This window comes from Pseudomonas sp. Irchel 3E20, assembly GCF_900187645.1.
GTDB lineage: Bacteria > Pseudomonadota > Gammaproteobacteria > Pseudomonadales > Pseudomonadaceae > Aquipseudomonas.
Window position 1 is genome coordinate 1 of sequence record NZ_FYEE01000007.1, and the last position, 11,258, is coordinate 11,258.

At 61.5% G+C, this 11,258-nt stretch carries 10 protein-coding genes; 4 read left to right on the plus strand and 6 right to left on the minus strand.

Going from position 1 to position 11,258, the window contains the following annotated elements:
• From CKW13_RS14375 to CKW13_RS14385, 3 genes are all read left to right on the plus strand, one after another.
• A partial coding sequence (locus CKW13_RS14375; RefSeq protein WP_141233977.1) for a DUF3274 domain-containing protein occupies positions 1-314 on the plus strand: 314 nt, incomplete at its 5' end.
• Positions 311-730 (plus strand): hypothetical protein, encoded by a 420-nt coding sequence (locus CKW13_RS24450; RefSeq protein ID WP_095109292.1) that lies wholly within the window; start codon positions 311-313, stop codon positions 728-730. The genes CKW13_RS14375 and CKW13_RS24450, both read left to right, overlap by 4 nt.
• A gap of 4 nt (positions 731-734) precedes the next feature.
• Positions 735-1,004 (plus strand): PAAR domain-containing protein, encoded by a 270-nt coding sequence (locus CKW13_RS14385; RefSeq protein ID WP_095109293.1) that lies wholly within the window; start codon positions 735-737, stop codon positions 1,002-1,004.
• A 79-nt stretch (positions 1,005-1,083) separates the two neighbouring features.
• Here CKW13_RS14385 and CKW13_RS14390 read toward each other — a convergent pair whose 3' ends face one another.
• Positions 1,084-1,584: a DUF2165 family protein gene (locus tag CKW13_RS14390; protein WP_095109294.1), complete on the minus strand. Its 501-nt coding sequence runs from the start codon at positions 1,582-1,584 to the stop codon at positions 1,084-1,086.
• 247 nt (positions 1,585-1,831) lie between these two features.
• Entirely contained in the window at positions 1,832-3,100 is a 1,269-nt protein-coding gene (locus CKW13_RS14395) for an O-acetylhomoserine aminocarboxypropyltransferase/cysteine synthase family protein (protein ID WP_095109295.1), read from the minus strand.
• A 258-nt stretch (positions 3,101-3,358) separates the two neighbouring features.
• Here CKW13_RS14395 and CKW13_RS14400 point away from each other — a divergent pair, with 258 nt between their 5' ends.
• Complete coding sequence (locus CKW13_RS14400; RefSeq protein WP_095109296.1) at positions 3,359-4,195, plus strand: 23S rRNA (adenine(2030)-N(6))-methyltransferase RlmJ; 837 nt, start codon at positions 3,359-3,361, stop codon at positions 4,193-4,195.
• Positions 4,196-4,274: 79 nt separating this feature from the next.
• Here the strand turns inward: CKW13_RS14400 and msrA are convergent, their stop codons facing one another.
• The 4 genes from msrA to aceF all read right to left on the minus strand — a co-directional run bounded on the left by msrA (position 4,275) and on the right by aceF (position 11,252).
• Positions 4,275-4,922 (minus strand): peptide-methionine (S)-S-oxide reductase MsrA, encoded by a 648-nt coding sequence (gene msrA, locus CKW13_RS14405; RefSeq protein WP_095109297.1) that lies wholly within the window; start codon positions 4,920-4,922, stop codon positions 4,275-4,277.
• 70 nt (positions 4,923-4,992) lie between these two features.
• Entirely contained in the window at positions 4,993-7,686 is a 2,694-nt protein-coding gene (locus CKW13_RS14410; protein ID WP_095109298.1) for a bifunctional diguanylate cyclase/phosphodiesterase, read from the minus strand.
• A 216-nt stretch (positions 7,687-7,902) separates the two neighbouring features.
• Positions 7,903-9,291: an alkaline phosphatase D family protein gene (locus CKW13_RS14415; protein WP_095109299.1), complete on the minus strand. Its 1,389-nt coding sequence runs from the start codon at positions 9,289-9,291 to the stop codon at positions 7,903-7,905.
• A 332-nt stretch (positions 9,292-9,623) separates the two neighbouring features.
• Complete coding sequence (gene aceF / locus CKW13_RS14420) at positions 9,624-11,252, minus strand: dihydrolipoyllysine-residue acetyltransferase (protein ID WP_095109300.1); 1,629 nt, start codon at positions 11,250-11,252, stop codon at positions 9,624-9,626.
• Positions 11,253-11,258 lie beyond the last annotated feature (6 nt).

Below are 11,258 nucleotides of genomic sequence, written 5' to 3' on the forward strand. Positions count from 1 at the left end.
CGGTGTTGCGCAGCCCGGAAAACCACCGCTGGGTGACGGCGATGGATGTGGCGGTGGGGCAGGGAAAATGTTTGGACGATCCGCATATTCGTGAGGTGCTGATTGCGGTGGCGGATTGGCGGGTGGATGAAAAAGCATACAAAGATGGGCTGACCCAAATGCCAGGTTGGCCAAAGCTCAGCGCGCAGGCGCGAGCCTTGGTCACTGCCAATTTCCGTTACTACCAATACGGAACATTTCCCTCTCCTGAGCTGGTGCCCATGACGCCGCCCCCATTGGTCAGAAGACCCGGCCACACAGGAGGTCAATCATGAGCAGCCGGCCGCGCTTAAAGGCTTTCCTCTGGACCGGGTTCGTACTGGTTCTCGGTTGGCTGACGTTCGTGACCTATCAAGCGATCACGTACTTAGAGACAGACGAAATGACGATGAGAAACATTGCGCCACCCACCCTCGTTGGCCTGGCTGCCGTATGCGGTGTCGTGGCGTTGCTGTATGGCGCGGTGTGGGGTGGCAAGGCCCTGATGCAGTGGGTCAATCCAAGGCTGGCGGTTACGCAACCGGCGCCACTGACCGCCGAGCAAATCGCGGAGCGCGAACGGACCTATGCGCTGGAAATCAGGGCGGTGGGGCCACCGTGCAAATGGTCCGCCCGCCCGACGCAGCCACCAAAGCCCACAACGCGAAAACCCGCTGGGCCGACCCCTTCCTTTTCGGCGCACCGGGAGTGACGCAATGAAGCACCCCGTTTGTTTAGGCGACGCCACCAGCAGTGGCGGCAAGGTTATCGAGTGCCAGCTTGCCGGCACTCATCAGATCAACGGCAAAACCGTCGCTGTGCTTGGCGACAAAGCCACCTGCCCGCTGCATTTAGGCATCTACGCGTTTACACAGGGCCACCCCCATCGGCGCATGAACGGTCTGAGTGTGGTGATGGATGGGCATCGGCTGGCATGCGGCTGCCTTGGGCTTGCAAGCCATGGGGCCAGCGTGCGGGTTGAATGACTGCGCTACGGTGTTCAATCGATCTGTGCACAAGGCCCGCATCCCGATGGATATAGGCCTTTATTGTTGGGTGCAGGCCTCACCCCTGGCCCACATCCCCGTCCGGCTGATTAAGAAAGATCAGTACTCCCAGGATCGCCATGTAGAAGCGGAACGCGGCGTTTTGGCCGTTCCAGGTGGGGGATTGCCACATCATGAACCACTCGGCGCCGATCACCATGAAGCCGAAGAACCACAGCATGAAGCCCACCGTGAGGCCGGCCAACGCGTATTTTTTGGCGCGGTTGAAGCCGCTGCCGTGGCTGTGCCGTGCGCGCCATAACATCAGCGCGCCCCAGCCCAGCAGGGCGGCGGTGAGGGCTTCGGTGGCGATTATCAGGGCATAAGCCGCGTGCCAGAGCCAAGGGGTGTGGATGGCGCGGTGCAGTTCGCTGTTGTCGGCGAACAGGGTGTCCATGCTCAGCACATGGCGCACGAAGGCGAAGTTGGAGCCGTAGTCGGTGAGGTTGTTAAGCATCGCGAGAAAGGCGAAGGCCGCGAGGGCAAGGGTCATGGCGATTTTTGCGTAGCGTGTGGTCATGGCGTGGGGTCCATCCATTGGCAGGTAATGGACGACGCTAGCAGGCCGGGATTTTGGCGGTTGGGCAAGAAAGCCGCCATTTGTAGGCGGGGAATTACGAAAGTGTAAGGGTGGTTGTCATGTGTCGCCGGGTAAGTCCCAGGTGTGTGTGGGATTGCTCCGGTTGAGTCAAGGCACGGCCTGAATCTGCTGTAGCCGTTGTTGTAGCAAGCGGGCTTGCCCGCTTGCTACAGCGCGAAGGGGAGCGTCAGGCGCGCAGGGCTTGTTGCAGGTCTTCGAGGAGGTCTTCGATGGCCTCGATGCCGACCGAGAGGCGGATCATTTCCGGTTTGACCCCGGCCTTGGCCTGCTCGGCTTCGTTCATTTGCCGGTGGGTGGTGGAAGCCGGGTGGCAGGCCAAGGATTTGGCGTCGCCGATGTTGACCAGGCGTTTGAAGATTTGCAGGGCGTCGTAGAAGCGCACGCCGGCCTCGTAGCCGCCCTTGAGGCCGAAAGAAAGGATCGCCGAGGGCTTGCCCTGCATGTATTTGAGCGCCAGTTCATGGTGCGGATGGTCGCTCAGGCCGGCGTAGCTGACCCACGCCACTTGCTCGTGGTCCTTGAGGAACTGCGCCACTTTGAGGGCGTTTTCGGTGTGGCGTTCCATGCGCAGGGCCAGGGTTTCCAGGCCTTGCAGCAGCAGGAATGCGTTCATTGGCGCCAGGGCCGCGCCGGTATTGCGCAGGGGCACGGTGCGGGCGCGGGCGATAAAGGCCGCCGGGCCGAACTTTTCGGTGTACACCACGCCGTGGTAGGCCGGTTCAGGGGTGTTGAGGCCGGGGAATTTTTCCGGGTAGTCGGCCCAGGGGAAGGTGCCGCCATCGACGATCACGCCGCCCAGGGAGTTGCCGTGGCCGCCCACGTATTTGGTCACCGAGTGCACGACGATGTCGGCACCGAACTGGATCGGTTTGCACAGGATGGGCGTAGCCACGGTGTTGTCCACCATCAGCGGCACGCCACGGGCGTGGGCAACGTCGGCCAGGGCCTGGAGATCGATGATGTTGCCCGCTGGGTTGCCGATGCTCTCGCAGTACACCAGTTTGGTGTTGTCATCGATCAGTTCGGCGATGGCCTCGGCGCTGTCGTCGCGGGCGAAGCGCACATCGACGCCGAAGCTGGGCAGCAAGTGGGCGAACAGGGTGTAGGTGCCGCCATAGAGTTGCGGCGTGGTGACGATGTTGTCGCCGGCACGGGTCAGGGTCTGGATCGCGTAGTGGATCGCGGCGCTGCCGGCCGAGACGGCCAGGCCCGCGATGCCGCCTTCGAGGGCGGCGAGGCGTTGCTCCAGCACGTCGTTGGTCGGGTTCATGATCCGCGTGTAGATGTTGCCAGGTACGTCAAGATTGAACAGGTCGGCGCCGTGCTGAGCGTTATCGAACTCGAAAGCGACGTTCTGGTAAATGGGCACGGCCACGGCTTTGGTGGTGGGGTCGGATTTGAAGCCGTGGTGCAGGGCGATGGTGGCGTCTTTCATGAGTGGGTATGACCTCCTTGGATTGGGTGGGGGCTCCGGGCGTGGGGAGCGGGGTTGTTGGCGATAGTTTCAGCGTGCCGTGCAGGTAATACCCCGTTGGCTGGCTGGTGGGCAAGCTTAGTCCTACAGAATCTATGGACTTTACTTAGATTATTTTCAGAAATGCCCCCGTGTTTACGGCATAAGCGTCACCTGACGCGCAGCCCTGCACGTTTGTGCCGGTAAAAGGTAAACTCCGCCCCCTGCGCAGGAGCAACCATGAACTATCGTCACGCCTTCCACGCCGGCAACCACGCCGACGTCTTCAAACACCTGACCTTGACCCGCCTCATCGCCCTGATGTCGCGCAAGGAGCAGCCGTTCGCCTACCTCGACACCCACGCCGGGATCGGCCTGTACGACCTGCAGGGCGACCAGGCCAGCCGTACCGGCGAGTACCTGGAAGGCATCGCGCGGCTGTGGGGCGAGGCGGACCTGCCGCCGCTGGCCGCCGACTATATGCGCGTGCTGCACGAGATGAACCCCGATGGCCAATTGCGCTACTACCCCGGCTCTCCAGAGCTGGCGCGGCGCCTGACCCGCCCTCAGGACCGCGTGTTGCTCAACGAGAAACACCCCGAGGACGGTGTGTTGCTCAAGGACAACATGAAGGGCGACCGCCGGGTGAAGGTTCACCTGGGCGAGGGCTGGCACGTGCCACGGGCCATGCTGCCGGTGCCGGAGAAGCGGGCGGTGATGCTGATCGACCCGCCGTTCGAGCAACTCGACGAAATGCAGCGCTGCGCCGCGTCCCTCAAGGAAGCAGTGGGGCGCATGCGCCAGACCGTCGCGGCGATCTGGTACCCGGTCAAGGACCAGCGTGCCCTGCGTCGCTTCTACCAGGACCTGGCCGGAACCGGTGCGCCGAAGTTGCTGCGGGTGGAGTTGCTGGTGCATCCGCTGGACACGCCCAGCAGCCTCAATGGCTCGGGGCTGGCCATCGCCAACCCGCCGTGGGGCCTGGAAGAGGAACTGCGCGAGTTGCTGCCGTGGCTATCCAAGAAACTGGGCCAGACCCAGGGCGGGTGGCAGATGGATTGGCTTATTGAGGAATAAGAGTGGTGAGCGGCAAGTTTCAAGCGGCAAGTAGGGGGAGGAACCCGCGCTTGCAGCGTTTAGCTTGCCGCTGCGATCTTCAGATCGGGCAGGTCACGCCCGTGCCGCCGATCCCGCAATAGCCCTGGGGGTTTTTCGCCAGGTACTGCTGGTGGTAGGCCTCGGCGAAGTACACGGTCGGCGCTTCGTCAATTTGCGTAGTGATATCGCCCAGGCCGGCCTTGGTCAGCGCTTGCTGATAGGCCTGTGCGCTGGCTTTTGCCGCGTCCAGTTGTTCTGGCGTGGTGGCGTAGATCACCGAGCGGTATTGGCTGCCGATGTCATTGCCCTGGCGCATGCCCTGGGTTGGGTTGTGCAGTTCCCAGAACATTTTCAACAGATCTTCGTACTTGAGTTTGGCCTGGTCGTAGACCACCAGCACCACTTCGCTGTGGCCGGTCATGCCCGAGCAGACTTCTTCGTAGGTCGGGTTCGGCGTGAAGCCGCCGGCATAGCCGACCACGGTGCTGACCACGCCGTCGCGTTGCCAGAATTTGCGTTCTGCGCCCCAGAAACAGCCGAGGCCAAAGATCGCAAACCCCACATCGTCCATAAACGGACCCAGCAGCGGGTTACCGTTGACGAAGTGCGTCTCGGGCAGTTTCATCGGGGTTTCGCGCCCGGGCAGGGCTTGTTCTTTGGTTGGAAGCACGTTTTTGTTCACCAGGATTTCCGAGCGCAAGACCATGTTCAGTCCCCTCAGTCAGGTTGAGTTGTAAATAGACAGACCGCCAGTGTGCCCGAGTGTTACCGCGCTGTCAGGCGATTGGGCCGCGGGGGTAGCGCTTGAGCTTCTCCACCAGCTCTGCGCCGGGGATGGGCCGGTCGAACAGGTAGCCCTGGCCGACGTCGCAGCGGTGGCGGCGCAGGAAGGCCAGTTGCTCGGCGGTTTCGATGCCTTCGGCGACGACCTTGAGCTTGAGGTTGTGGGCCATGGCGATCACTGCGGAGGTGATTTCCATGTCGTCCTGGTTGTCCGGGATTTCGTTGATGAAGCTACGATCGATCTTGATGATGTCGATCGGGAATTTCTTCAGGTAACTCAGCGACGAATAGCCGGTGCCGAAGTCGTCCATGGCCAGGGTCAGGCCCAGTTTTTTGAGCTGGTCCAGTTGCTGGTGGGTGTCTTCCGTGGCTTCGAGCAGCAAGCCCTCGGTCAGCTCCAGCTCCAGCAGCGAGGGCGGCAGTTGCTCTTCCTTGAGGATACTGGCGATGGAGGCCACCAGGTCCGGGTCGGAAAACTGCTTGGGTGACAGGTTGATCGCCACTTGCAGGTTGCCCAGGCCACTGGCGGTCAGTTGTTTGCTCATGCGGCAGGCCTGGCGGGCGATCCATTTGCCGATCGGGATGATGAGCCCGGTTTCTTCGGCGACGCTGATGAATTGGTCGGGGCGGATCATGCCCTTTTCCGGGTGGTTCCAGCGCAGCAGTGCTTCCATGCCCAGCAGGCGGCCGCTGCGCAGGCACAGCTTGGGCTGGTAGAACACGTCCAGTTCGTTCTGGGTCAGGGCGCGGCGCAGGTTGTTTTCCACGAACAGCTTGTAGCTGGCTTCGGCGTTCAGCGCCTCGGTGAACACCTGCACCTGATGCTTGCCGTTGGCCTTGGCCTTGTGCAGCGCCAGGCCGGCGTTGCGCATCAGGGTTTGCGGGTCGCGGCCGTGCAGGGGCGCGCAGGCCAGGCCCACAGAGCCGGTGACGCTGATGAGTTGGTTGTCGACGAACATCGGTTTGTCGAGGGTCATCAGCAACTGGCTGGCCACTTGCTGGCCGCCTTCGAGGTCGGTGTTGTCCAGCAGCACCGCGAACTCGTTACTGGCAAACCGCGCCAGGCTGCCAGTGGGGCTCAGGCTATTGCGCAGGCGCCGGGCCAGGCTTATCAGCAACTTGTCGCCGGTCTGGTGGCCGAGGCTGTCGTTGATCCGTTTGAAGTTGTCGATGTCTACCAGCAGCAGGCTGATGGGCGTATCGCTGTCGCGGGCGAAGCGCTCGTCCAGGTTGCGGATGAAGGCGGGGCGGTTACCCAGGTTGGTCAGGTTGTCGGTGTAGGCCAGGCGTTCGATGCGCTGCTGGGCGAGCTTGGTTTGGGTGATGTCTTCGTAAATGCCGATGTAGTGGGTCAGCTCGCGGTTGTCGCCATACACCTTGGAGATGGACAACTGGCCCCAGTAGGGCTCCAGGTTTTTGCGTCGGCTCTTGAATTCGCCCTGCCAACTGTTGCTCTTGACCAGGTTGGACTGGGCGTCGAACAGCAATTCGCTGAGATTCTCCAGCGCCGGCAGCTCCGAGAGCTTGTGGCCGTGGACTTCTTCGGTGCTGTACTGGGTGATCGCGGTGAAACTGGGGTTGACGTACTCCACCACGCCCTCGCTGCTGACCAGCAAAAAGGCGTTGGCGCTCTGCTCGACGGCGCGCTGGAACAGGTGCAGGGCGCTGGTGGCGGTGCGGCGGTTGTGGTTGTTGATGACCTGGGCGAACTGGTCGGCCAATTCGCCGGCAAAAGCGATTTCGTCGGACTGCCAGGCGCGGGTTACGCCGGTCTGTTCCAGGCACAGCACGCCGACGACCTGGCCATCGACGCGGATGCTGGCGTCGAGCAGGGCGTTCACATCCCGCGGGCGCAGGCTTTCGGCCATCTCCCGGGTGCGTGGGTCGCGCATGGCGTTGTTGGCGTCGATGGCGCGGCTGGTGTGCAGGGCTTCGAGGTAACTTGGGAAGCCGCTGGCGTCGAGCGGCGCCGGCACGCGGTACTCCTGGGAGCTGCGGTTGTAGGCCGAGATTGGCACCAGTTGCTGGCCCTCGAGGTTCCAGATACTGGCGCTGTCGATCTGGTAGATGTCGCAGGCGCTGCGGGTAATCAGTTCGGCCGCTTCTTGCAGCGAATTGCCGGTGCTGTAGCGCTGGCGAGCCAGCAGCAGGATCAGCTCTTGCTGGGCGCGCACGCGCTCCAGGTGTTGGAGTTGCTCCTGCTGGGCGCGCTGGTTGAGTTCCAGGGCAATTTGCAGGCGGCTGTTCTGGGTTTCCAGGTCCAGGCACGGGGTGGTGGCGATGCCGTCGAACAGACCGTCCACCACCATCAGGTAGCCGCGCAGCAAGTGGCGATTGTGCTGCTTATAGGCTTCGCCCAACTCCAGCAGGCTCAACTCGCCCAGAGCGGTGTGCAGGGTGTAACGCACCAGATAGTGAGGGCTCTGGGCCAGTTGCTGCTGGATGGTGTCGTGCAACTGATAGCGCGCTTGCGGTTCCATCAGGCTGGCGTAGGGCGAGCCCACCAAGGCGCAGAGTTCGACGGCAGGCAGGCCGAACTGGCGTTCGCAATTGGGGTCCAGAAACAGCAGCGCCCAGCTAGCCTCATTCAGCCGCTCGAAACGCAGCATGCCGAGCCGCGAGGGCACGGGCAACTGCGTCACTACCTCGGCCGCCAGGCGAGTGGCGACATCAGGTTGGCTTTTCATGGGGAAACTCGCTTCGAAAATGCTGATCGCGCCGGGCTCACGCCCTCTTTACTGTTGCCTGCGGCAAGGTTGCATGATGCACAGCAGGCTGACAAGAGAGGATGAAGGCTAAGTGCTATAACAGGCTATCGGCAGGAGAGCGGTTTTCTCCAGAACATTGCCAAAGCCTGACTCAGGTCAACGGCCGCGGGGGACCGCCGACCGGTAATCAAGGGTTCAGCGCAGGGGGATTGCCACCGATTCGAGAAGTTCTCCGCTGATGCCTTGGAAGTTCACCAGCACCTGTGTTTGCTGGATGCTGATGTGCGCAAAGTTGTCCTGGCTGATAACCGCGCTGGTCAGGGTGGGCGTGTAGTGGTCCGCCGACACGCTCTCCAGTGGGCGGTCAAGGATGAAGTCGCTGGTTTTGGCGTAGGGCAGGAGTTTGGAGTTGCAAAACGGCGAAGACACGATGGTGTGCACCAGAAAGTCTGCATCCTGGGTGTGGGTCAGTGCGCAGGTCATGGAGCCATGGACATCGCCGGCGATGAAAATGACGTTTTGGATGCGGTGTGTCTGGATGGTGTCGAGAATCCGTTGGCGCTGGTCGGGGAAGAATTTCCAAGTGTCATCGCCATCGTTCTTGGCGTCGGGAAAGAACATCACGGTGGTGACGATGAACTTAACTCGGGCTTGGCTAGTGATGAGCCATTTAAGTAAGGCGGCCTCCTGTTCTTCGTCAAGTATGCGCCGGTTATTGGCGCTTAGTGATCTGCGGGTGCGGGTATCGAGCACGAACCATTCACAGTCGCCATTGGTGAATTGATAACCGTAGTGACTTGCAGGGGCGTGGCTAGAACCAACTTGCTCTGGTTGGGGGCCGTGGCTGTGTTGGTAAATCTCATAGGCGCGAATGGCATTGTCGTAGAGTGAGTTATCGGCACGGCTTTTTTTCGCGGGCCAGTTATCTTCAATTTCGTGGTCATCAAGAATCATGTAAGTAGGAACGTTGGCCATGAGGTTCTTGATATGGGGTTGGGAAAATGCGAGGCGATACTTATGCAGTATTTGGTTGTAACTTCGGTCGGGGGCGGCAAAGTTGAGGTCGTCCAAATAGACTTGGTCACCGATCATCAGTAAGCCGTCCAGTGGCGTGCTGGAATGCTCGGACAGTTCGTGAATGGATTTGAAAATACGATCTCCGAGTGCCGGCGCAGAAGGTATGCCCAGGGTAACCCGCAGGTAGCGACAGGAGCCGATGACGTAGGTCAGTTCGGTGTCTTTTTGGCGGGTAGCGGTCTTGAACGAATAGAGCGCTTCAGGCCAGTCCAGTGATAGATCGTTGGGGAAACCCGTGACGTCTTTGTCATGGGGGGCGCTGAACCAGCCTGCCTGGAATTCATAGCGGGCATCCTCACGCAGGTCATCCAAGGCAATGACGGCGGTCATGTCTTGCTGTTCGAAAAGCTCCGCAAAATGTGGGTCCGACCAAGTATCTGTGCCGCGCAGGCGATAACGCAGGGCGCAATAAGATGACTCTGAGGGAACGTGTTCGCCCCGTAGAAATATGCGTGTGCTGTGCAGCGTTGTATGGCCGACAATAGGCCCGACAGTGGCGCTAATCATATTCGAATCCTTTCGATATATGGGGGGGTGGGTTTTTTCTCCGAGTGGGAGTGCGTGAATAAAGGCTAGTAAGTTGCGCAGGGTTGCTGTTTTAGAAAGAGCGCCAATTGCTGTGTTCTATTGGACTTTATAGGTTGCACACTTTGCTTTGCCTGGGTGGGCTGAAGGTAACTGTGGTGTGGGAAAGTTCAGGCTTGCTGTCAGGCCTCTAAGAGTGACGAGGATATTGGCGGGCAAAAAAAGCCCCGCCACAGGGGCGGGGTTGAGGTACGAGCGTGGCGCTCGGAAAACGTGGAGCCCAACGGCCCTGCGCAAGGCAGGGCCGGCGGGTGTTACAGCAGGATGGTGCGGATATCGGCCAGCAGGTCGCTCAGACGCTTGGTGAAGCGTGCGGCGGCTGCGCCGTTGATGACACGGTGATCGTAGGACAGCGACAACGGCAGCATCAGTTTCGGCTGGAAGGCTTTGCCATCCCAGACGGGCTGGATGGTGGCCTTGGAGACACCGAGGATCGCCACTTCCGGGGCGTTGACGATCGGCGTGAAACCGGTGCCGCCAATGTGCCCGAGGCTGGAAATGGTGAAGCAGGCGCCTTGCATGTCGTCGGCGGTGAGCTTCTTGTCGCGCGCCTTGGCGGCCAGCGCAGCGGCCTCGGCGGCCAGTTGTAGCAAGCTCTTCTGGTCGACGTTTTTGATGACCGGCACCAGCAGGCCTTCGGGGGTGTCGACGGCAAAGCCGATGTGCACGTACTTCTTGCGGATGATCGCCTTGCCACTCGGGGCCAGGGAACTGTTGAAGTCCGGCATTTCCTTGAGCAGGTGCGCGCAGGACTTGAGCAGCAGTGGCAGCACGGTGAGCTTGACGCCGGCCTTTTCGGCCACGGCTTTCTGTGCGACACGGAAGGCTTCCAGCTCGGTGATGTCAGCCTGGTCGAACTGGGTCACGTGGGGGATGTTCAGCCAGCTGCGGTGCAGGCTCGACGCGCCGATCTGCATCAGGCGAGTCATCGGCACTTCTTCGGTTTCGCCGAAGCGGCTGAAATCCACTACCGGGATCGGTGGGATGCCCGCGCCGCCGGTCGCACCGGCCGGTGCTTCCTTGGCCTTCTGCATCATGGCTTTGACGTAGACCTGCACGTCTTCTTTGAGCACGCGGCCGTGGGGGCCGGTAGGGCTGACGGCGCTCAGTTCAACGCCGAACTCACGGGCCAGTTGGCGCACCGCAGGGCCGGCGTGAGCCTTGGCACCGCTTGGCGCTGGCGCAGCCACCGGGGCTGGCGCGGCTTCGGCCTTGGCGGCCGGCGCAGGTGCGGCGGCAGGCGCTTCAGCCTTGGGCGCAGGTGCCGCAGCGGCAGGCGCTGGGGCGGCCGGGGCAGCAGCGCCCTGGACCTTGAGCTTGAGGATGAAGTCGCCAGTACCGACTTCGTCTTCGAGCTTGACGCCGATGCTTTCCACGATGCCGGCAGCCGGCGACGGGATTTCCATGCTGGCCTTGTCCGACTCAAGGGTAATCAGCGACTGGTCGGCCTCGACGCTGTCGCCGACCTTGACCAGTAGCTCGATGATCTTGGCCTTGCCCGAGGAACCGATGTCCGGGACGTGGATGTCCTGGACAGTCGCGGCCGCCGGTGCAGCGGCCGGTGCCGCAGGGGCCTGGGCAGCAGCCGGTTTTTCCGCGGGTGCGGGGGCTGCGGCAGGCGTGGTGGCCTCAGGTGCCGCAGCAGCGGCGCCCTCGACTTCCAGCTCCAGCAGTTCGTCGCCTTCTTTGAGGCGGTCGCCCAGTTTCACTTTCAGGCTCTTGACCACGCCGGCCTTGGGAGCAGGGATTTCCATGCTCGCCTTGTCCGACTCCAGGGTCAGGATGCTCTGGTCGGCTTCGATGGTGTCGCCGACTTTGACAAACAGTTCAATGACTTCACCTTCACCGCTGCCGATGTCAGGTACGCGAATGAGTTCGCTCACAAAAAT

Coding starts and splice junctions, on each gene's coding strand:
- CKW13_RS24450 (WP_095109292.1), top strand. CDS start 311: ATGAGCAGCCGGCCGCGCTTAAAGGCTTTCCTCTGGACCGGGTTCGTA.
- CKW13_RS14385 (WP_095109293.1), top strand. CDS start 735: ATGAAGCACCCCGTTTGTTTAGGCGACGCCACCAGCAGTGGCGGCAAG.
- CKW13_RS14390 (WP_095109294.1), bottom strand. CDS start 1,584: ATGACCACACGCTACGCAAAAATCGCCATGACCCTTGCCCTCGCGGCC.
- CKW13_RS14395 (WP_095109295.1), bottom strand. CDS start 3,100: ATGAAAGACGCCACCATCGCCCTGCACCACGGCTTCAAATCCGACCCC.
- CKW13_RS14400 (WP_095109296.1), top strand. CDS start 3,359: ATGAACTATCGTCACGCCTTCCACGCCGGCAACCACGCCGACGTCTTC.
- msrA (WP_095109297.1), bottom strand. CDS start 4,922: ATGGTCTTGCGCTCGGAAATCCTGGTGAACAAAAACGTGCTTCCAACC.
- CKW13_RS14410 (WP_095109298.1), bottom strand. CDS start 7,686: ATGAAAAGCCAACCTGATGTCGCCACTCGCCTGGCGGCCGAGGTAGTG.
- CKW13_RS14415 (WP_095109299.1), bottom strand. CDS start 9,291: ATGATTAGCGCCACTGTCGGGCCTATTGTCGGCCATACAACGCTGCAC.